Below are 23,574 nucleotides of genomic sequence, written 5' to 3' on the forward strand. Positions count from 1 at the left end.
CAACAAATAATAAACGGGAAACATTATCCTCCCTTATCAGACACAAAAGAGAGAGCCGTTTCACGAAAAGAATCAGCATCTTTGCCAAATAATAACCTTTTCAAAATCAACAAGCATGAAACAAATCTCCAATTACAAGGCATGGGCTTTTTGTATCGCCATGCTACTTACCACAACGTGGCTGTCAGCACAAACAGACACATCCATCCCCAAGCTTATACAGAAAAACGGACGTTACACACTCTTGGTGGACAACAAACCTTTCTTTGTTCTGGGAGGACAATGCGGAAACTCATCCAACTGGGCCTACATGCTGCCCAATGTATGGAATGTGATGAAAGAAATGCATGCCAACACATTAGAAATACCGGTATATTGGGAACAACTGGAACCTCAAGAAGGCAAGTTCGACTTCTCACAAGTGCAGTCAGTATTAAATCAGGCACGGCAAAACAATATGAGACTTATCTTCCTCTGGTTTGCCACCTGGAAGAACGGAAGCAATCACTACATGCCCGAATGGATGAAAACAGATTCTAAGAAGTATCCCAATGTTGTCGGCAAAAATGGTCAAGAAGTAGACTCTCCCAGTCCGCATTGTGAAGAAGCGATGAAAGCGGATGCCAAAGCTTTCGCCAGATTCATGGGTTATCTGAAGGAAGCAGATACACAACATACGGTCATCATGGTACAAGTGGAGAATGAACCGGGGACATGGGGTAGCGTAAGAGACTATTCGAAGAAAGCCCAAAAACTATTCGAAGGCTCCATTCCCCAAGAAATTCTGACACCCACTGTTTGTAAAGAACTGAATGTACCGAAAAATGCAAAAGGGAGCTGGAAGGAAGTCTTTGGCGAACGGGCAGACGAATATTTCCATGCATGGCACGTAGCCCGTTATATCAATTATGTGGCCAAAGCAGGAAAAGAAATTTATCCGCTTCCCCTATACATCAATGTTGCCTTAAGAGATCCTCTGACGAATCCCACAGCAGACCACTATGAAAGCGGCGGTGCAACGGACAATGTCATATCCATCTGGAAAGCCGCAGCCCCTGACATCGACTTCGTCGCTCCGGACATCTACCTCCGTGATAACAAGGCGGTCCTGAAAGTGCTCGAACTATATGCCCGCCCCGATAACGCATTAATGGTTCCCGAAACCATCGGAAGCCCGAGATTCCTTTATCATACCATCGCAAAAGGAATCGGCTTTTCCCCATTCGGCGTAGACCAACGGAGGAACTTTTCTCCAGACATGCAAAGGCAATCCCCCTTATCCGCTGAATATGAAATACTAAAACCGATGGCACACTTGCTGGCTGAATGGAGTGCAGAAGACAGGATACACCCTGTCATAGAGCCTTCCGACCATTCAGAACAGTACGTCAGCTTAGGCAGTTGGAAAGCCATCATCAAATTCGGCAACACCCGTGGAGGGCAAACCGCTGCCGCCGAAAAGCGTCCGGCCAACGGAAAGGCCATGATTATCCAACTTGGCGAAAACGAATTCATCGGTATCGGTACTAATTGCCGGTTCACTTTCGAACCAATAGGGAAAAAACAAGGAAAAGCCTGGCAGTACCTGAAAGTACAAGAAGGATTCTATGATGAGAACGGTGATTTCAAAATGCTCCGTATCCTCAACGGTGACCAGACAGACTGGGGAGGACCGCAAGTAGGTGATGCCCCCAGTATCCTCCATTTTACATTGACAACAAGATAACAATAAAAAAATCATACCATGAAACACTCAACATTATCATTACTAATTTGCATAGGAGGATGTTTCTCTGCATGTAGTCCTACCAATGAAAAGGTCAATCCCCTGACACAACACGAGGACGAAATCACAAACATCATAGCAGAAATGACACTGGAAGAAAAAATAAACATGCTCCACGGAAAAAACATGTTTTCATCGGCAGGTGTCGAACGTCTGAATATACCTGACATAGAATATGCCGACGGTCCCTTCGGCATTCGCGAAGAAATGGAACCGCATTCATGGAACTCCTTGCATTTAAGCACCGATTCCGCCACTTTCTTCCCGACAGGCTCTGCCCTTGCAGCTACATGGAGCACGGAAATGGCATACAAATACGGAGAGGGAATGGCTGCCGAAGCTAAACTCCGGGGTAAAGACATGATCTTAGGGCCGGCCATCAACATACAACGCATCCCAACCGGAGGACGTACTTACGAATATTTAAGTGAAGACCCCCTACTGAGTGGTGAACTGGCTGTCAACTATACATTAGGTGCACAAGACCATCAGGAAGCTGTCTGTCTGAAACATTATGCACTGAACAACCAAGAAAACATGCGCGGATTCGTAGACGTAAAAGTTTCCGAACGTGCCATGAGAGAAATTTACCTCGCCCCTTTTGAGGCGGCTGTGAAGAAAGCCAATGCCTACGGTGTAATGGCTGCTTACAATAAAGTGTCAGGTGAATGGTGCTCGGAGAATGACCGCCTCCTGAATAAAATCCTACGCGGTGAATGGGGATTTAAGGGTATCGTCATTTCCGACTGGGGAGGCACCCACTCCACCACAAAAGCTGCACTGGGAGGTCTTGATGTAGAGATGCCCAACGACAGATATTTTGGTAAGGCATTGCTCGATTCGGTACAAGCCGGTGTCGTCTCGGAAAAAGTCATTGACGAGAAAGTAAGGAACCTGCTTCGTGTGCGGCTGGCTATCCCGGCTGTTCCCAAAGAAGAAGCCAATACCCAAATGACTTCCCTGCCTGCCCAGCAGCAGATTGCCTATGAAGTAGCTTCCAGAAGCATCGTATTGCTCAAAAACTCCGGACTGCTGCCCATAAACACCGAAAAAGTGAAGGACATAGCCGTCATCGGAGACAATGCAGTCCGGCATATGGCTACGGGCGGTGTAGGTGCCGGTGTCAAGGCTTTATATGAAATTACACCCTTGGAAGGACTACAGAAGGCTTATGAGGGAACCAATGTCAAAATCAAGTATGCACAAGGTTACCTGCCGCAGGAACGTTCCTCACGGCACAAGCGCAACAGCAGCGAAACAGCCTCATCAGAGAAAGAAATCAGAGAAAAAAGCGAACGGCTGGTTCAAGAAGCGATTGCCTTAGCCAAAGAGGCGGACTTGGTCATCTTTGTCGGAGGCAACAACCGCGAAGTGGAAACAGAAGGTTCTGACCGCAAAAATATCACTTTACCATCGCATCAGGACGAATTAATACAGAGCATAGCCAAAGCCAATCCAAACATTGTTTCGGTAATGGTAATTGGTGGTCCTGTTGATTTGCAGACAATAGAGAAAAACTCTTCAAGTATTTTAGTATCTTGGTTTAATGGCTCAGAGGGAGGACATGCCTTAGCAGATGTACTGTCCGGGAAAATTTCGCCTTCGGGGAAATTACCTTTCACTTTTCCTATAAAACTGGAAGATTCGCCAGCCTATCATTTAGGGGTTTACCCTCAGCAACAACCAGAAAGGCCACGCGATGTATTCGTAGACCTCGTAAACAGAGATAAATTCCGTGCAGAGCAAAAAGCCGAAGCTGATTATGCCGAAGACATCTTTGTGGGTTATCGCTGGTATGCCACTAAGAATATATCTCCTCTTTATCCATTCGGCCATGGACTCTCTTATGCAAATTTCCAATATTCAGCGTTGCAAGCCAAAATCAACAAAAGCCAAGTGGACGTCAGTTTCACATTAGATAATATAGGAAAAATGAATGCGGAAGAAGTAGCACAAGTCTACATCACACGCCCTCAATCTGCCATCGAACGTCCGGCACACGAGCTGAAAGGTTTCCAGCGAGTAGCCCTAAAAGCCGGAGAAAGTAAAGAAATTACTATCTCCATACCTCTGGAACAGTTGTGCCATTGGGACGAAAAGAAACATGGTTGGACTTTCGAAGAAGGTCCTGCCATCATCAGGGTAGGCAGTTCCTCTGAGAATTTACCTCTGAATACTGAAATCAATCTTATCAATGTATACAAGCCACAGTAGGGTTCAGGTTCCGGCAGAGAGTCTGCGACTGATTTCTATTCAATAAATAACAGCTAAAAAATAAGGCCATTCCAATCATTTGAATTAGAATGGCCTTTTCCATACCTATTGTCATTTATATCCAGCAGCTTTCGCTATTCGTTTCGGGATTTCCGTATTGTCCATCTTTCCTTTAAACAGCTCGGAACCGATGCCTATAGCAAAAACCGGTACATATCCAGCTGTATGATTTACACTCGTCCACCCCACCATGGCAATCTGGTTCATCACTTTCTTGGCTGCGGCAGCAAGAGGTTCAGTACGTGCATAAAGGGTCTCTTCAAAAACAGCTTTCCTTCTTCTAAAAGAAAGTTCGTATTCATCACGCAACATCCTTTCTTGCTCCCAAGATAATGGCAGTTCCTTCCAGAAGCCCATTTTATCAGCCAATAATGATTGTATATCCTCCCAAGAAACTTTATTGTTTTTATCTTTCCGCAAGTTTGTAATATAACGCGACAAGATATCTTGAGATTGCTTCTGACTAGCCAAAGATTTCAGTGACAACTCGTATTTGATAGTCCCTAAACCCATACCACCCGTTTCATGGTCAGCCGTAACAACAATCAAAGTTTCCTTCGGATGTTTCTTGTAAAACTCATAAGCCACTTTCACCGCATTATCCATATCAATGACTTCTTCAAAAGCAGTAGCAGCGTCATTACCATGGCAGGCATGATCTATTTTCCCACCTTCAACCATTAAAAAGAAACCTTTATCCCGGTCCTTGGTCAAGAAAGAGATGGCACTTTCCGTAATTTGTGCCAATGTCATATCCCCTTCCTTACGGTCGATAGCATAAGGTAAACTGGAAGGCGATGCACCATCTTTCTGGATAAGAATCATCTTACCGGCTTGTGCAGCTTTTATTTTAAAATCATCCAGACCTCTGGCTATCGCATATCCAGCCTCCTCAAAGACAGGAAAAACTGTTGGTGCTTCTTTCCCATTGGCAAAAGTTGCAGGCTTCAAAAAGCCACTACCTGCATAAAAGTCGAATCCAGCCTTTGGAAGATCGAGAGCTATTTCGTAATACATGTTACGATCCGGTTGATGAGCATAAAACACAGCAGGAGTTGCATGATCCACGCTGACACTTGTTGCTATGCCCACTTTCCGACCGGACCTTTTCGCTTGTTCAGCAACAGTTTGAAGGACATTCCTTTCATTATCCATACTAATAGCTCCATTATATGTTTTTTTTCCGGTGGCAAGAGCTGTCCCCGCAGCCGAAGAATCAGTAACAGAATTGGAAGCAGAAAATGTTGTAGCAAAACCCGTAATGGGAAATGCAGTAAACAACAATGGTTTTACTCCAATACGGCCTTCCTGCTCCGCAAGATACATTTCCGTACCATTCACTTGATTTACTCCCATTCCATCACCAATAAAATAGAATACATATTTTGCTTGCTGAGCATAAGCCAGACTAAACAAAAACAGTAAAATGCAAATACACCTCAATCGTTTCATATACTAAAAATTTATAGGTTATTATTTTTAATATCCGGGATTCTGGTCTTCTTCATTAATAAGATCATTATTCAAAATCTCATCCGTAGGAATCGGAAAAAGCATGTAGTAGTCATAGAACGGAAAATCGCGTTTCGTCCAACCTTCATTCATCGGATATTCGCAATTGATAAACTGTTCGGCCATTCCCGATCGACATAAATCATACCACAATTCAAATTCAATGTTGAACTCATGACGGCGTTCAATCGTCAGAGCCACTAACCATACATCTGCCGTATATCCTTTTTCTGCCTTATATCTGGTATAGAAGCTCTTAGCATCAGGCACCTCTACTTTTACCTTATTAAGTTTATAATCATCTCTTACATAAGAAAGATCCTCAAAACCAAACACATATTCACCCGACATCCCAGTTTCCAGATTTCCCCACGCCCTGTTGCGAATCTGCTTGATTATTTCCCAACCGGTTGCCTCATCGTTGGTACGGAAACAGCACTCTGCGTAATCCAACAATACACCTGCATATCGTTTCATGGTAAGTGAACAAGGATTATAGTTATGATCTTTTTTCATGGCTCCATGCTGTTCCCGCCAATATTTCAATGTATAAACATTCGGATTATGGTCTGTCCCTACAAACTCTGCATTATAAGCAGGATCAACCCCTATAGCTTCACCGGTATAAGGATTGGTTTCACCCAATGCAACACACGAATACTGCTTTCGTTTATCACCCGGTTCAAACGAATTATAAAACTCCCATGACAAGCAGAATGAGCCATAACCTGCATGTTCCATAGAAGCACAACGGTAACCCATCTGAATCAAGGCATCAGTAAGTTTACTCGCACTACTGGTCATTGTAGAGAATTTATAGAAGGAATGTTCCCAAACACTTTCTTTCGACCAATAATTTCCCATATCGTGAACTGAAGCAAAACAAGGAAGTAATTCATAAGTCTTACTATCAATAATCTGCTTCAACCTTTGCTTGGCAGAATCATAATCATTATTATACATATAAGCCTCAGCTAAATAGGCCAGACACATACCTTTCGTTACACGCCCATACTGGCCATTTAACGGTTGCCAATCAAGCACACCAGTCGCATATTCCAAATCCTCAATAATGAGCTTCCACATTTCATCAGCTGTTTCAGGACGAGGCTTGGCGGGAGAGGTTGAGTAGTTTTCACCGGTCATCAACATTGGTACACGTCCAAAGTTCTTACCTAAATAAATATAATTATACGCACGCAAGGCACGGGCTTGAGCAATAACTTCATTTTTCGCCTTTATCCCTTCCTTAAATACGGATTCCTTAACACTCTCCATTCCCGCAAGCAGACTGTTTATACGACTGATAGCAGCATACGAGCACTTCCATGAATAACGAAACTGGCTCTCGGAAGCAGTCCACTCATACTTGCAATAATTAAAATCCCATCCGGAAGCTTGTACATCTAAAGTAGGTAAGTTCGCAAGCATCATATGAGGACGTACCCCCCACGAACTTCCTCCGAAACTATTCGGATAAAGCAATTCGTAACATCCCAATAGCCCCTCCTCAATAGTAGATTCATTGGTAAATATATAATCTTCGGGCAAAAATGTATAATAATCCACATCAAATATACCATCACATGAAGTAAATATAAAGGCTGCCAATCCACCGATAACAGATAATATTTTGTTCTTTCTCATATTCTTATTTTTTAAAATTGTAAACTAATACCCACACTATAAGTTCTCTGATAGGGATAACGGCCTGAATCATATCCCACCAAATTCAATCTCCCCGTACCTATCTCCGGATCACCGTATTTATTATAGGAAGAAATCGTGAATAAATTCTCAATGCTCCCATAAATTCTCATTCCCCAATCAAAGGTATAACCGACCTGAATATTTTGAAGTCTGAAGAAATCACCTTTTTTAATCCAAGCATCAGACACACGTGTATTCTTATTATTGTCCGAAACCGTCATACGAGCATATTTGGTACTGTGATTCTCTGGTGTCCAAGCATTACTTATATATTCCTGCAAACAATTCTGGAATTCACCCGTTGAATTATGGATAGAAGACAGACTCATCGCTGAATACGATAGAATATCTTGCCCATAAGCTCCATAACCATAAAGCATAAAATCCCATTTACGATAATTGGCATTAATAGAGATACCATAAGTCAGTTTAGGAAATCCATTGCCTATTATATCCTTATCGTCCGCATTGATATATCCATTACCATCTTTATCCCAATAATAGTAATCACCGGGTTGTGTAGAACCGGATTGGTATTTACCAGTGGAAGACGCATTGTTAAGGGCATCAATTTCGGCCTGATTTTGAAAAATTCCTTTTACACGATAACCATAAAACGAACCTATGGCATATCCATTCTTAATAATGGAATGGTTGTCCCATTCATATCCCTTCGAGGCCTCTGTAGCAAAAATAGGATCACCGACTTCCTTTACTTCATTCCTAAGGGCAGAACCATTCACTCCCACATTGACAAACCAGTCTCCAAAAGTCTTACGATAATTCACAGCAAATTCAAATCCTTTATTTTGGATTTTACCGGCATTCGTATAAATGGAAGTAAAACCTGTAGAAGGACGCATATTACGATCCAGCAACAAATCATAAGAATTACGTATAAAATAATCCAATGTTACATTCAAGGCATTGTCCATAAATCCCATATCAATACCCAAATTGGTCTGTTCATTCGTTTCCCAATGAAGATTCGTATCAATTTCCTTGTCTTTGGCAGCTCCCATCTGTTCTGTGTAATTTACCCCATTCCACCAATAATAATACATCTTACTTGTTGAAATCTGGGCAATAGATTTAGAACCGTCACCATAAGAACTACCAGTTTTACCCCAGCCAATACGAAATTTCAAATTACTGAAAATATTCAGATTCTTTATAAAAGATTCTTCATTCAGTCGCCAAGCTACCGAAGCTGAAGGAAAAGTTCCCCAACGATTTGTACGTCCGAAAGCTGAAGAACCGTCACGACGGATTGTACCAGTAAATAAATACTTATCTTTATAAGAATAAATCAAACGACCGAAATAAGAAAGACTGGTAGTTTTAACTTTTAAAGCACCTTCAACGTTTTTAGTAGTAGAATTCAATGTAGAAGCGATGTCACGATAGTTATCCGCAGGAAAATCCTTAGCGCTTCCTTTTAGTTCAAATCCATCTACCGACTGATTGAATGATTGCCCTACCATAGCATTGATATGATGCCCCTTTGTATCAAAAATATAATTAAAGTAGTTCTCACTGTTCCAATCACTACTACGACTCATTTCCATGGAAAAGGTATCCAAACCATCAGAAGTAATGGTACGTTCATTTCGAGGTGAATAATCCCAAGAACTTTTATTGGTTACATTGTAACTGTTGGTGGTTTTGAATGTTAAGCCTTTCAAAATGTCCACTGTCAAACCAAAATCAATCTGTACCCGGTCTGTAAAATTCTTGCTGTCATTATCGTATGCTCTCGCCACTAAATTGTCACTACCTCTCGGTACATCCCCATTCATCTCTTGCAAAGGTACCCCATAACTTCCGTCAGGATATTTGATAGGTACATTCATCAAATTACCATTTTCATCAAGATGGTCCATAGTTGGAACCGTCAAAGCATATGACCGCATGTTCCCACCTCCGTGACTACCAGTACGAACATATGCAAGATTAGTATTAACAGTCAGAAAGTCACGAATTTTGCTGGCTGCATTAGCACGGGCTGTAATCCGTTCATACCAAGAATTGATAATGGTACCATCATTTTTTGTATAACCTATGGAAGCCATATAGTTGGAAGTGCTACTGCCTCCGGAGGCCGATAACCGATAATTACGCGACAAAGCAGTCCGTGTCATTTCTTTCTGCCAGTCTATAGTTTGAAGTTGCCCTGCATATTGTTCTCCCCAAGCTAAATTGGTCAAGGACTTACCATCCGCCGCTTTACTCTGACGAACACCCCAAGTAAATAAGTCAGCATCAGCAACATCTATCGTATTGTTTACAGACTGAACCGATAAATTAGCAGTAAAGTTGATACGACTCTTGTTCTTGTCACCTTGTTTAGTAGTAATCATTACCACTCCATTTGCCGCACGCGAACCATAAATTGCAGTTGCCGAGGCATCTTTCAAGACTTCAATAGAAGCAATATCAGCAGGATTAACCATAGAAGCACTACTGATAATACCATCAATGACATAAAGGGGATCGGCAGAACCTTGGACTGTACCGATACCACGAATTCGGATTGTGGTTTCTCCGGAAGGATCACCGCCATTTCTCATGACTTGTACTCCAGCAGCAGCACCTTGCAATGCCTGACCTATATTCACCGGATTACGCTTAGCCATTTCATCAACATTCACTGAAGCCACCGAACCTGTAAGGTCACTCTTCTTAACCATGCCATAACCTACAACCACCACTTCGTCCAAGGTTTCTGCATCTTCTTTCAAAATGACCTTCAATGTACCAGCATTTCCCGAGACTTTAATTGTTTGTGACAAATAGCCTATATAACTAACCTTTAGAATAGCCCCAACAGGACATTGAAAAGAAAAATTTCCATTCATATCAGTAATCATTCCCTGGGCAGTACCCTCTACAATGACATTAGCACCGATAATCGCCTCTCCTTTTTCATCCATCACTTGTCCTTTCACTGTAATGACATTTTGTTGTACAATGGTAACACCTACAAACGGTTGTATAACCATTGCCGCAAGAGGACTGGCACATACCAACGACATGGACACAAGCCCTAAATACTTCCTTACATTTTTCATAAATACTAAATAATTTGGTTTAACAAAAGCCCTTCTTTCCATCAAGAAAGAGCTATGAAATATCATTCACAAAATTATTTAGCATAGATTAAACATAAGGGAGAAAAAATAGTATTTTTATGCCTGCTTTTGTTTCATAGTTCATTTCTCCATAATAAAGCAACAAAACAAATACACATTTGCACAAAATATACACCCCTCAAAAACGATAGATTCAAAATTCAATCCTTAATTCTCGCCCATTATAACAAACTGTTTTTGAAGAAGAACTACCTGCTATATTCACAATGAATTTCCGATTCTTAACCATACCTGCAAAACGGCCTTTCCGATCACCTATAGTCAAAAAACGTTTTTCATTATCCCATGTAATAGGAATTTCACTGTAGGCTCCCGACTCATAATTGTAATTATCATTCTCATCTTCATACAGTACAAACTCCCCATTATCGCCCGGATAAATACGAAGTTCAAGTTTATCCCATTTCCGTTCTGTGGCATATTGTACCTCATTGGTAGTGAAAGGTACGATAGAGCCGGCCTTAACATATACCGGAATAATCTCTATAGGAGTGGCACGTTCCACTACTTGCCCGCCATCCAGAATCTGTCCTGTCCAAAAGTCAATCCACTTAGTATTATCGGGCAAATAGACACTACGCGAAACAGCATCTTCTTCAACAACCGGTGCAACCAAGAAAGCACTTCCAAACATAAATTCATCAGAAATCTGATAGGTTGATGTATCATGAGGAGCTTCCATAGAAAGTTGGCGCAAATAAGAATAACCATTTTTAGTAACTTGCCAAGCCGTAGAGTAAAGATAAGGGAGCAGTGAATAACGTAACTTAATGTATTGTTCCTGCACATCAAAAGCCCAATACCCACGTTCACCAAACTGATAAATTTCACGGGGTGAACCTGTACCATGCGAGCGCATCATCGGATTAAATGTAGCAAACTGAAACCAACGCACATAAAGCTGCTGGTAAGCAGGGTCCTTATGTGCCGTATTATAAACATTGCCATAGGGATGCCATGCACCAATATCGGTATTCCAATAAGGAATGCCACATATCGAAAAATTCAAACCTGCCGGAATCTGTTTCTTGAAAACATCAAAACTTGCACGGATATCACCGCTCCATGAACCGGCACCATAACGTTGCGAACCTATATAGGCCGAACGAGTCAATATATATACACGTTTATCCAAGGTGGTAGCACGCTGATTATCCCAAATAGCCTTACTAGTGTACAGAGGATAAATATTACGGACATTTCTTAAAGTCCCTTCTTTCGTCTGAAAATTGAAATCAGACTGTTTGGCACCATAAAATTCCGGTTCTGTAGCATCCATCCACCATGCCGACATACCAAGCTGGAACATATACCTGTTCATATAATCCCATACTATCCCACGAGCTTCCGGATTAAAAGCGTCATAGACTTTTGCCTCACGGGGCGAAGAAACCATAGGATATAATGCACCCTTTTTATCAAGTTCCTTGAAAATTTCCGTTCCATTTCCAAAACTCGGCCATACAGAAATCATCATTTTCACATTCATCTTCCTTAAACTGGAAAACATCTCTTGAGGTCTGGAAAAATTTGGATTAAGAAACTGAATCGCATTCCAAGAAGAATTATCCTCTCCCCAATAACGCCAATCCTGAATTATCCCATCAAGCGGTACGCCCAATTTACGATATTTTTCAGCAACCTCTACCACCTCATCTTGCGACTTATATCTTTCCTTACACTGCCAAAAGCCCAAAGTCCATAAAGGTACCATAGGAGCTTGTCCCGAAAGCTGTCGCAAAAGTGCTACAGTAGCATCGCCATTTCCACCATAAAGAAAATAATAGTCTATCGCTTCACCAGCTTCTGATCTAAATGATGTCCCCATAGGAGTATCATCAAATGTCGTAATCGAATAATTATCCCAATAAAGACCATAACCTTTGACAGACGCGAAATAAGGTACAGCAATCTGCATGTTATTTTGTTCAAGAACCAACCGCTGGTTCCGCTGATTCATCTTGCCAGTCTGCTGTTGGCCCAGTCCGTAAATAACCTCATCCTCGTCCAAAATAAATGATTGCGACACTTCATAAGTATTCTCAACAATAGTCCGCATCTTTCCTCTATCCAAACCGGGAGTATTTTGTCCTGGAGCACTTTGAGTAGGTACAACCTCACCAGCAACATGAGATTCCACCTTCTTTTCCCTTATTCTCTGAACATATTGCAACGGCATCAACTGGACACCGTAGTCTTTTTCAGTCAAGAGTTTACTCCCATCCAGATTACTGAACTGGACACGTCCCGTATTTAAATCTAGAATAACTTCCAACAATGAAGAAGAAGCTTTTACCATATCGTTTTGCCGAGAAACATTGACTTCAACCTGAGTAGGTTCAAGCACCACAGCCAGACTTTTCCTCAGATTGACATTGCCCGACTCCAATGTCTTCGAAACTCTAACAATATTGGGAGTATAAAACTCCACCTTAACAACCACCCCTTTGACTGTCACGACAAAACCATTACTTCTTGCCTGTACTTGGGCAAGCACTACTGTTGACCATAAAATCGCACATAATGCAAATAGAACTTTTTTCATTTTGATATACTATGAAATAAATAGAATCCAATTAATGCAAATATAGAGATTTACAATTCTCTTCAGTGTCCCAAATATTTCTTTGAAAGGGTAAAATTGTTGCCGAATAAATGTTCAAACACATTTATATAGCCTACAGAACACATTTTATACCTCCATTCCTTCCGGCTACCTATAAACACACAATCACCCGTAACAGTATCAACAACAGTAAATTCACGTACCTCGCCATCATTATATTACGGCAACTTTCTCCTGACGGGGCAAGATACATATAATTTTAGAGTTATTCGCCTGACAATAAAGTAATGAAACTGATGGCCGGCAAATGTACCCGTACCAGTCCATTCTCTACCTTCACAGCAGTTTCCTTCATGCAGTCCTTTGTATTGGTCACATAGACTTTCAGTTTCTTCACTTCTGCAGGGATACCGGAGATGACAGCCTCGCAATCCGCCCCATTATTGACCATATGGACGGCATATTCTCCGCGCACCATATTTCCGAAAGCCGCACAGTTTACATTTTTCTTGCTGCTACTGACCGGAATGGCCAAAGCATCGGCCGGAGTGGAGGCCAGTTGCTTGATATTCCAGAAACGTTGCGTAGGACGTAAAGGACCTTTGGAACCATAAATGCCGTCTCCCCACAACAACGAATAGTCTGAAGTGAGTTGCCACTGCAAGATGGACAATGGTTGGCAAATCGTACAAATACGTGTATACAGATTGATTTCATAAAGTGCAAACGTCGACTCATTGAATATCTCGGCATAACCATGAGCAGCGGCATCCGTACTACCCTCACCAACCAAGAGTGGTACATTAATCTCTTTGGCAGCATCCGCCCACTTCCTTAACGTAACATCATCACAACCACGCCATGAATGGAAAGAAACTGCACCAATATACTTATGAGTCTCAGAATTGTTCAAAGCAGGAAGGATAAAATCAAAAGTCGTAGCATCCGAATTGTCGCCAAGCAGCATACGGGTAGGAAGATTCAACTCTGCCAGATAAGCTCCAAACTCCTTAATGAAATCGGCATGCTCCTGCGGCGTGTGAAGGACATCAATACCCAAATCCGATTCATTGAACGAGAACATGGAGAACTCAATACCATAATACCGTTTGGCATACAACAGATAATCTGCCATGGATTTATAAATCTTCTCCTTTTTCCGGTTATCCAGACGATAAGCAATGACACCACCTTGACGGGCATAACTTGCAGGACCTCCGTCAATGGCCCATGCAGGCGGAAACCAACAGCTTAGTATTACCGGCATTCCCATCGCCTTCAAGCGCTTTGCCATGAGGAGACTTTCCTCCACCCGCTTGTTCAGTCCCCCATTCTGTGCCACGGCAATAGGATCGGATTCTTCTTCGGGTTGCCACAATCTCCACGGAAATTCCACACGGCCATAAGCTACGCGCAAGTTTTCCAGACAGTAATCTATCACTTTAGGGTCGACAGCAGGATTCTGTAGACGGAAATTCCCTCCAAAGCCTGCAAACAGACTGCCCGGATTCTGCATATCCAATGTAATTTCTGCGTCACTGTAATCTATCACTCCGGAAGCATGCAGTTCCATGGACAATGCAGTTCTCTCAGCCTTTTTCAGAATCGGCATCAGCGAGATATACACAACAGTACCGGTAGACTCTTTTTCAACCGTGACCTTTATAGACTTATTGAACTTGAATTCCAACTTCCTATTGGCCGAAGTAACGGTCAGCTTCCTGCCACTTGTCCTTACTTTGGCATCAACGTAGTTTTCCGGACTTAAAGCAATACAGTAATAGGCTGCCTGATTCAAAGTAGTGTCCGACAGCGCATCAATAGAAATCTCCACCAAGCCTTTTCCCTTATCAGTCACTTTCTGATGGAACTTTACACCTCGCAGAGTAGTCGTCACTTCCTGCATATCCCCCTCACGATGGAAAACGGGACGGACCTGCTTCTCCTTTCCGGTAATCTCCATATCTCCTTTCAAGGTTCCGACACGCAGGGATGACTCAAAGTCTATCAATTCACCGTCTACACGGACACCCGTGATATTGCTCCATGCCATCACTTCCGTCTGGGCAGAAAGCGGCAGAGATAATATACCACACAGCAATACAACTATTCCAAACTGGAAAATTCGTAAATTCTTCATAATATCAAATCTATAAAAGGTTGTCATTTCAGTCTGGTATCAATCTCAAACCCCATACGGCTGTTATGATAAGGACAATTCCACATACTTGCTTTAGGCTCCTTGTAGCGGGGAGTTCCATCTTCCAGCACCGTTCTGAACCATTCACCATACTCCTTGTCTATCATCCGTGATTTGATGAAGTTCCAGGTGCGGACGGCACTGTCCAGATAAGATTGTTCACCAGTCAGTTGCCAGGCATTGATACAGCCGACCACAGTTTCCGCTTGGCACCACCAGGAAGCGTCCTTCCTGATTTTGTCCTTATGTCGTTCATACATCATAGCTCCCATCGGGTTGATGCCCTCCTTCAAGGAAGCATCTGCAAGTTCCAATGCTACCTTCCTGCACCTCCCGATAACCTCCGGGTCACCCAGAGCCTCTGCAGCTTCCGTCAGCAGCCAAGAAGTTTCGATATCATGCCCGTAAGAGTCGATGTCATCCAGATTATTCCAATTTAAATCACAGTATGATATCAAGTGATGTGTTTGTGGGTTGTACAGCCTGGTTGTTATTAAGTCTATTACTTTTGCAAGGCGCTTGCAAAGGCTGTTATCCTTCCATACTTTATATAAAGCCGTGTATGCCTCTAATACATGGATATGTGTATTCATTGTTTTGGCAGCAATGCCATCTCCATCATACCCCAGCTTTTGGGGAGTTCCCCATTCGCGGGTAAAGGATTCTATATAGCCATCATTTACGGGATCTTTGACTTTGCTCTCCATTATCCGATAAAGCTCTATGGCTTTTTGCAGGCTTTCATTGTTGCCCGTTGCCCTGAAATGTTCGGACAACCCATAGATAGCATAAGAGCAGCCGTAAGTCTGCTTGTTCGTATCCAATGGGGTACCGTCCGCTTTTATCAGCCAATATACGCCTCCATACTGCGAATCAATGAAGTGATCTATGAAATACCGTTGCGCCCTGTCAGCCAATTTACGGTAGGCAGTATCGCCATACATCCGGTAGGCGGTTGAAAAAGTCCAAAGGATGCGGGCATTCAGTACACCACCTTTGGGAGCATCCGCTATCGGGGCACCGTCACGTCCCAATGAACCATAAAAGCCTCCGGAAGAATCTACGCTGTATCTTTCCCAAAAAGAGAGGATATTCTCTTTCAAGTCCGAGGTTATTTCATCTTTTAAAACCTTGTCTACGTGTGATTGTGCTTGCAGGAAAGGTGTAACCAGCAACCATACTGTAATCAGCAAAAAAACGGAAAACATACGTTTCATAATATAGCGATTTAAGGAATTAATCATAGTTACATTGCAAATGTACAAAAAAACAAGTTGCCACTACTCACTACCATCCTTTTTCAATGGATACAATTGGTTCCGATAAAGGCTGTTTTTGGGTACTGAGTCCTTGTCTTACCAGACATCAGCTTTTATTAGCTCAAACGTTGGTATCTGGCAGTTCAAACACCATTGTCTGACAAATATAACAATGAATATCATAAAAATAGAGGAAAAAGACACATTTCATAACGTTATTGGCTACAAACAAAAGCCATCCGTTTCCTTTTTAGTCCGTATATTAGTAGAAAATTTTGTAACTCAAAAATAGATACTATGAGAAAGAAACATTTCCTATTTGCATCAGTCTTGGCACTGCTTTGCGGCAGCAGTACGCTGTATGCGCAAGACTTCAAGCTGACATCCTCCGGTTATTTCAAGAACCAGGGAGTCGACGTCATGGCTTTTGATGACATCTATCCCGAAGGACACCAGGGAGGGGTATGTATCATCATGAACGGACACCGTGTGGCAACAAACGGAGACATCCGCCTGGAAGCCACGCCCGGACAATGGCAGCCCGTACCGAAACAGCTCGACCGGAAGCTCGGTGACAACAGCATCACCGCCACGCTGTGCTATCCCGACTCCTCACGCCATCTCACCGGATTCAACCCGATGATTTACCCGGACCTCCACCTTATATATACGGTAAACGTGGAAAGCAAAGGTAAAAACATAGAGGTGACCGTAGACCTTGACCGCCCCATTCCCCAGGAATTCATCGGAAAAGTGGGCTTCAACCTTGAATTCTTCCCGGGTTCCCTCTTCGGCAAGCCCTGGATTATGGACGGTCAGAGCGGCATCTTCCCGCAACAACCCAACTCTCCCCTAATGACAACCCAGCCCAACTATCTGCATACGGGAAATTATCATGACGGCAAGCAATCGCTGGCAGACATGGACAAACTGATAGGAAAAGGTTACAGCCCGATTGTGGCCGACGACATCATCAGCGAACCTTATGCCAAAGGCCGTAAGTTTACCTCCCGCCCCGACGACCCTTACAACAAAGTAACCATCGAATCATTGAGTGGTGACCTACAACTGTTTGACGGGCGTATGAACCACAATAACGGCTGGTTCGTACTGCGCAGCAACATAAAACCGGGTGTCACCAAAGGGGCCGTCAAATGGATTATCACTCCGAACGTAGTGGCCGACTGGATGTATCAGCCGGTTATCCAGACTTCACAGATAGGTTATCATCCCGCCCAGGACAAGGAAGCCGTCATCGAAATGGATATACGTGACAATAGAAAGGAAACGGCACAAATCATCCGCATTGACGCAGACGGCGAGAAAGTGGTCAAGAACGTCACTCCTGCCAATTGGGGCAAGTTCCTAAGATACAACTATCTGAAGGTGGACTTCACGGATGTGAAGGAAGCGGGACTCTACAAGATTAAATACGATACCTCCGTATCCCCTATCTTCCGCATCGACAATGACGTATATGCCCGCGGCGTATGGCAGCCCGTACTGGAATACTTCCTTCCCGTACAGATGTGCCACATGCGCGTCAACGAAAAATACCGCGTATGGCACGACTGCTGCCACATGGACGATGCCCAGATGGCACCGGCACACAATCATATCGACGGCTACGACCAGAAAGAGGGCCTGTCCAAGTTCAAACCGGGTGAAGTGGTTCCCGGAGTGAACATAGGCGGCTGGCACGATGCCGGAGACTTTGACCTCCGCATCGAATCCCAAGCCGGAGAATCCTATATCCTGGCACTGGCCTACGAAGCTTTCCACCCGAATCTCGACGTGACTTCCATCGACCAGATAAACCGTGTGACGGAAATCCACCAGCCCGACGGTAAGAATGACCTGCTGCAACAAGTAGAGAACGGCGCCCTTACGGTAGTCAACGGCTACCTGGCACTGGGACGTCTCTACCGGGGAATCATCTGCAACGACCTTCGCCAATACGTACTTCTGGGTGATGCCGCCGCCATGACGGACGGAAAAATCGGTAATGAAGACGACCGTTGGATATTTACAGAGGACAACCCCGGACGAGAACTGTCGACAGCCGCCCAACTTGCTGCCGTATCACGCGTATTGAAAGGCTTCAATGATACATTGAGTGTACATTGTCTCGACATTGCCCGCAAAGTATATGCTTCTACCGAAAGCGGCAACAACAGAGCCTTGTTCCCCAAAGTGCAGACAGCCGTAGAGTTGTACCTCACCACGGGCGAACAACCCTATATGGACTTCATCCTGGACAACCAGGAGCTCATCATCAAGCAGATAGGCCGAATCGGCTGGTACACGGCACGCGTAGAACAACAGTTTGCACAGATGAAGAACAAGAAAGCCAAAGCCTTCTCTACCGCTTTCCGCAAAGCTCTGGCCGGATACAAACAAGAACTGGACAAGCAAGTGCATGAAACTCCTTATGGCGTTCCCTACCGTCCGAATATCTGGGGTGCAGGCTGGGATATACAGCGTTTCGGCTTCCAGCACTACTTCCTGACAACCGCCTACCCGGAAATATTCCCGAAAGCACCGGTATTCAATGCCCTCAACTTCATCCTCGGATGCCACCCGGGTTCCAACCAGGCTTCCTTCGCCTCGGGTGTCGGCGCACAATCGGCCACTGTGGGCTACGGACTGAACCGCGCAGACTGGTCGTACATTCCCGGTGGGGTCATTTCCGGCACGGCGCTTATCCGTCCCGACTTCCCGGAACTCCTCACGTTCCCGTTCCTCTGGCAGCAAACTGAGTATGTGTTGGGAGGAGGTTCGTCCCACTATATGTTCCTGGTGCTTGCAGCACAGCAGTTGCTGGAACAATAAGAAAGACAGAGAGGGGGAACAAAACCCTCTGGATGTTTTCTTTTAGGCGCGGATTACACGGATTTCACGGATTTAGTTTACTGCATCCGTGTGATTCCGCGTAACCCGCGCCCAATATTATAGTATAATGAAAGTGTTTATATACTTTTCGTTCTTTCACCAATTATCCGTACGGAACGGAATGGTAGGCAATTCATTCCCACCGATCATCGTACCAATCTGGAAATTATGGAAACAATAGCGCACGCTGACGGGATGGGATACCTTTTCTGAAGAGATTACCACTTCATTCGTCTGCCAGTGCAGCCATACTTTGTCGGCAGGATGGAACACACGGTCCTCACCCGCCACTTCGAAACCGCGAAGGTCATAGTTGCGACAGATACCCATTTCCAAATGGTCGAAGGAAACCCATGCTTCACTGCCTTTAGCAGTCCATGACTTATATTGTGGGCCGAAACAGTGTATCTGCTTCAATCCATAGGTAAGGTTCAATGCCAGATAGCTCAAGCGTTGACCTACCTTTGTCTTGTTGCGGGGATGGATATTGTATATCTCATAAGGCTCTACAAGGTCGTTTGTAGAAATCATGGCACTGTTCGGAATCAGGCTTTGGGCACGGAATTGCGCTTCACGTAGGTAAGCAGCTTTCTCTTGCTGGGTACCTCCATAGGCGTACGGCGCTATTTCGGCAAAGTAGAAAGGCAATTCGCCCAGTCCCCATTCTTTGCGCCACAGCTGCACCATATCGGCCAGACGCTCGGCGTATGTTTCATGACGGCCTACGTTAGACTCGCCCTGATACCAGATGAATCCCTTTATGGTATAGTTCTGAAGCGGCTTCAGCATGGCATTGTACATCAGCATGGGGCGGTGCATGGGGTGCAGGCGTTCGATGGAATCGGGGTTGAGAGATATGTCTGGATAGTTTTCCAGCAGTTCACGGCTTATCCAACCTTCTACAGTGGCTCCACCGTAAGCGCTACAGATGATGCCGACCGGAATCCGGAGGGCACGGCTCAACGAAGTGGCAAAATAGTAGGCCGTCGCACTGAAATCGGGTGCGGTTTCTATGGAAGATATGTTCCAGCTACCTTTGCAGTCGGTTTGTGGTTCATAAGTCTGGTGCTTGGGAACGGTGAACATACGCACGCCTCTGTTTTCGGCAGAAGCTATGATGTCATCCGCTCCGTTCATGATGCAACAGCCGGCAAAGCCTTTCAGGGGCATTTCCATATTGCTCTGGCCGGAAGCAAGCCATACTTCACCGATTAGGATATTCTTCAACGTAGTTTTTTCTCCGTCATCAAAGGTTATCTCATAAGGCGTGTACCCTGCTGCCGGAGTTTTCACGGCAAGCAGCCAACGTCCGTCCTTATCGGCACGGCAAGTGGAGGTTTGTCCGTTCCACGAAGGCGTGACGCGTACTTCGGCTTTCGGTGCAGCCGTTCCCCACAGTTTCACTTCAGTCTGCTGCTGGAGTATCATGTTGTCGCCTACCAGTGCAGGCAGCTTTACTTTGGCGCCCAGCGAGGCGGCGCAGCATAATAGAATCAATGCAAGAGTCTTACTTTTCATAGTATATTTGTGTTTAATCTCATATTCAAAACCAATAACGTGAGCAAAAATAGGGCTTTTTTGCTCACGTTCTCCGTTTCATGTGCAAAAAGTGGGTGTTTTTGCACATGTACTCAAACAAAATTATACATAGATGTATTATACATTGATGTATAATTTGTATATTTGTCATTAAATCAAGAACAGAAAGCTTATGAAATCACCTTTTCAATACGGCACACTGGTTGATAAAGAGAGTTTCGTCAATCGGGTAGAAGAACGAAAGCAACTAAAAGAATTGCTTGGATCGGGTATCAACGTAATGCTTATTTCACCGCGCCGATGGGGAAAATCGTCGCTTGTAAAAGTAGCTATGGACGAACTGACACAAGAAGACAAGCATATCCGTGTCTGCTTCATTGATGCATTCAGCATCAAGACGGAAGCTGAATTCTACCGCATCTTTGCGCGAGAAGTCATTTCTTGCGCCGCCTCCACCCTTGAAAAGAGGCTTGAAGATGTGAAACAGTTTCTTAAAGCCGTTTCTCCCAGTATCACATTGAAGAGCGACCCAACCGATACCCTCTCCTTTGACCTGAAATTGGAACTGGAAGAAAAAAGTGTCATGGAGATACTGGAACTACCCGAAAAGATAGCAGCTGCCAAAGGCATACACCTGATTGTCTGCATCGACGAGTTCCAACAACTGGCACTACTACCCGGCTACAAAAGTATGGAGGGAAAAATGCGCTCTGCCTGGCAGAAGCAGCAACAAGTTTCCTATTGCTTTTACGGAAGCAAGCGGCATATGATGATGGACATCTTCAACAATTCTTCTAACCCCTTCTACCGCTTCGGACAAGTACTGTTCCTGCAAAAGATAAAGAAAGAGGAATGGGTGCCCTTCATCGTCAATGCCTTCCACCGGACGAACAAAGAAATCAGCGAACAGCAAGCAGAACAACTGTGCGACATCGTGAAATGCCATTCGTGGTATTTGCAACAGTTGTGCTATTTCATCTGGAGCGGTACGTCTGAAAAAGTGACAGATGAGATTATCGAAATCCGTACCCGCCAACTGATAGACACCAACATGCCTATGTTCATGAACGACACCGAGAACCTGACTGCTGCCCAAACTGCCATGCTTCGTGCTGTAGCCGATGGTGAATACCGCTTCAACTCCATCCCCGTAGTGCGGAAATATGAATTGGGCAGTGCACAGACCATCACACGCAACAAGCGTATGCTGACAGAACGTGATTTCATTGAGAAAGAAGGAAACAAGTATGCTTTCTCCGACCCTATATTCGAGCTTTGGTTCAGAAGGGAGTATTGCTAAATGTGAGAAAGGGCGTGAGCAGGAAGTGATGCTTCCTGCTCACGCCAACAACTAAAGTTTCATAGACATTAAAATGCTTCTTCCTTGTAACTCATACATAGTAGACTCTATTAAGACCATCTTAGTACTTATTCCACTCATGCACAGGTTTCCTATCCTATGATTATCAAACAGCCTCTGGCCTTGAGAATCTATATATTCAGTATGTACATATACATCTGCATTCTCCAAATCCACTTCTTTCAACTCTGATAAAGAATATTCAAGTTCAATAGAGGCATGCATTTTCTCCGTTATCACAACCGGATTAAATGACTTACAACTATATGCATGATTCACTTTCGTAAACTCATTTAGTAACTTAGGATGGTAAAGATTAATATGGCTATTGATTATTACTGCATTTTGCCAGTTCTTATTTACATAGGTAACCACAATACGTATCATATCATCCCTGATTATTCCATCACAAGCAATCAATGCTATTTTTGTTTTCTTTTCTATATATTTACGATAAAATGGGATTCCAGCAACAATTGCTGATATGACTATAGACAAAATAGAAATTACTAAAGATGCTATTTCCATACAAATTCTTTTTCTAATTCTTCATTCCATTTCTATAATATTTAAAGTTCTCCATGTTTCACTATTCTTATAACGTTCTTTACATCCTTTAGGTACATATATAACAAGTTCACCATTTGTCCTATAAAAAGTTCTCTTTTCAATAAAAGGAGGCTCCTCTCTATTTATATATATTTTCGTAAGATTTGTACAACCGGTAAAAGCATTGTCGCCAATACCAGCAATACTTTTGGGCAAAAGCATAGAAGTCAAACTAGTACATTCCCAAAATGCATTATCATCTATAAAAGTAATATTATCTGAAAAATTAATATCAGTCAAACTATTACATCCCCAAAATCCTGCCTCTCCTAACATTGTAATGGAATTCGGCATATTAATAACCCTCAAATTTTGACAAGAATAAAAAGCAAATGGACTTATAGTCTGAATACCATCAAGTATAGTTATTTCATCTTTTAATCTTGGACATGCTATTAATTCAGACACACTTTTATCATATAGCACACCATCTATTGACGTAAAACAAGCACTATTTACATCTACATCAATAAATGATAATCCAGATAGAAATTTAAATATCCCATACGGTATAGTGACTGTTTCTGATGGAATATTTAATTTCTCTTGATAAATACAAGAAGCGTATATAGCAGCTGTTGATTATCAGCAACTTGCAGATAATACGATAGAAAAGTCCTGTGTATTTGATAAGAGGGACTAAAAAAGTGAAGATTTAACGATTTTAACCTTTATTTCATGCGAAGTGTGGCAAGTTGAATGATTTTTTAATGCG

The 23,574-nt window shown here is 43.4% G+C and carries 13 protein-coding genes; 4 read left to right on the top strand and 9 right to left on the bottom strand.

Annotated elements, in window-relative coordinates:
• The first annotated feature begins 115 nt into the window (after positions 1–115).
• Together DWZ67_RS17085 and DWZ67_RS17090 are read left to right on the top strand one after the other, a co-directional pair.
• Complete coding sequence (locus DWZ67_RS17085; protein WP_120139390.1) at positions 116–1,726, top strand: DUF5597 domain-containing protein; 1,611 nt, start codon at positions 116–118, stop codon at positions 1,724–1,726.
• An 18-nt stretch (positions 1,727–1,744) separates the two neighbouring features.
• Positions 1,745–4,000, top strand: coding sequence for a glycoside hydrolase family 3 C-terminal domain-containing protein (locus tag DWZ67_RS17090; protein ID WP_120139391.1), 2,256 nt, complete (start codon positions 1,745–1,747; stop codon positions 3,998–4,000).
• Between the two features lie 111 nt (positions 4,001–4,111).
• On the opposite strand, the gene DWZ67_RS17095 is transcribed toward DWZ67_RS17090, so the two are convergent.
• The 6 genes from DWZ67_RS17095 to DWZ67_RS17120 form a co-directional block, all read right to left on the bottom strand.
• Complete coding sequence (locus DWZ67_RS17095) at positions 4,112–5,512, bottom strand: alkaline phosphatase (RefSeq protein WP_005834226.1); 1,401 nt, start codon at positions 5,510–5,512, stop codon at positions 4,112–4,114.
• Positions 5,513–5,539: 27 nt separating this feature from the next.
• Positions 5,540–7,219, bottom strand: a complete 1,680-nt coding sequence (locus DWZ67_RS17100) for a RagB/SusD family nutrient uptake outer membrane protein (protein WP_016272264.1) — start codon at positions 7,217–7,219, stop codon at positions 5,540–5,542.
• Positions 7,220–7,230: 11 nt separating this feature from the next.
• Entirely contained in the window at positions 7,231–10,419 is a 3,189-nt protein-coding gene (locus DWZ67_RS17105; protein ID WP_120139392.1) for a SusC/RagA family TonB-linked outer membrane protein, read from the bottom strand.
• 148 nt (positions 10,420–10,567) lie between these two features.
• Entirely contained in the window at positions 10,568–12,979 is a 2,412-nt protein-coding gene (locus tag DWZ67_RS17110) for a TIM-barrel domain-containing protein (RefSeq protein ID WP_117749267.1), read from the bottom strand.
• A 286-nt stretch (positions 12,980–13,265) separates the two neighbouring features.
• Positions 13,266–15,140, bottom strand: a complete 1,875-nt coding sequence (locus DWZ67_RS17115) for a hypothetical protein (protein WP_243635182.1) — start codon at positions 15,138–15,140, stop codon at positions 13,266–13,268.
• Between the two features lie 23 nt (positions 15,141–15,163).
• Complete coding sequence (locus DWZ67_RS17120; protein ID WP_008662425.1) at positions 15,164–16,417, bottom strand: AGE family epimerase/isomerase; 1,254 nt, start codon at positions 16,415–16,417, stop codon at positions 15,164–15,166.
• A 339-nt stretch (positions 16,418–16,756) separates the two neighbouring features.
• Between DWZ67_RS17120 and DWZ67_RS17125 the strand changes: the two genes are divergently transcribed.
• A complete protein-coding gene (locus DWZ67_RS17125; protein ID WP_120139394.1) occupies positions 16,757–19,291 on the top strand; it encodes a glycoside hydrolase family 9 protein in 2,535 nt (844 codons plus the stop codon).
• A gap of 156 nt (positions 19,292–19,447) precedes the next feature.
• Here the strand turns inward: DWZ67_RS17125 and DWZ67_RS17130 are convergent, their stop codons facing one another.
• Positions 19,448–20,869: a sialate O-acetylesterase gene (locus DWZ67_RS17130; RefSeq protein ID WP_120139395.1), complete on the bottom strand. Its 1,422-nt coding sequence runs from the start codon at positions 20,867–20,869 to the stop codon at positions 19,448–19,450.
• Between the two features lie 193 nt (positions 20,870–21,062).
• Between DWZ67_RS17130 and DWZ67_RS17135 the strand changes: the two genes are divergently transcribed.
• The gene (locus tag DWZ67_RS17135; protein ID WP_008662419.1) at positions 21,063–22,190 is read left to right on the top strand and encodes an AAA family ATPase; all 1,128 of its coding nucleotides are present in this window, start codon (positions 21,063–21,065) and stop codon (positions 22,188–22,190) included.
• 51 nt (positions 22,191–22,241) lie between these two features.
• Here the strand turns inward: DWZ67_RS17135 and DWZ67_RS17140 are convergent, their stop codons facing one another.
• Together DWZ67_RS17140 and DWZ67_RS17145 are read right to left on the bottom strand one after the other, a co-directional pair.
• Positions 22,242–22,778, bottom strand: coding sequence for a hypothetical protein (locus tag DWZ67_RS17140; protein ID WP_016272255.1), 537 nt, complete (start codon positions 22,776–22,778; stop codon positions 22,242–22,244).
• A 21-nt stretch (positions 22,779–22,799) separates the two neighbouring features.
• The gene (locus DWZ67_RS17145; RefSeq protein ID WP_243635183.1) at positions 22,800–23,267 is read right to left on the bottom strand and encodes a leucine-rich repeat domain-containing protein; all 468 of its coding nucleotides are present in this window, start codon (positions 23,265–23,267) and stop codon (positions 22,800–22,802) included.
• Between the last annotated feature and the right edge of the window lie 307 nt (positions 23,268–23,574).

Source organism: Bacteroides sp. AF34-31BH (assembly GCF_003602795.1).
GTDB classification, from domain to species: Bacteria; Bacteroidota; Bacteroidia; order Bacteroidales; family Bacteroidaceae; genus Bacteroides; species Bacteroides uniformis.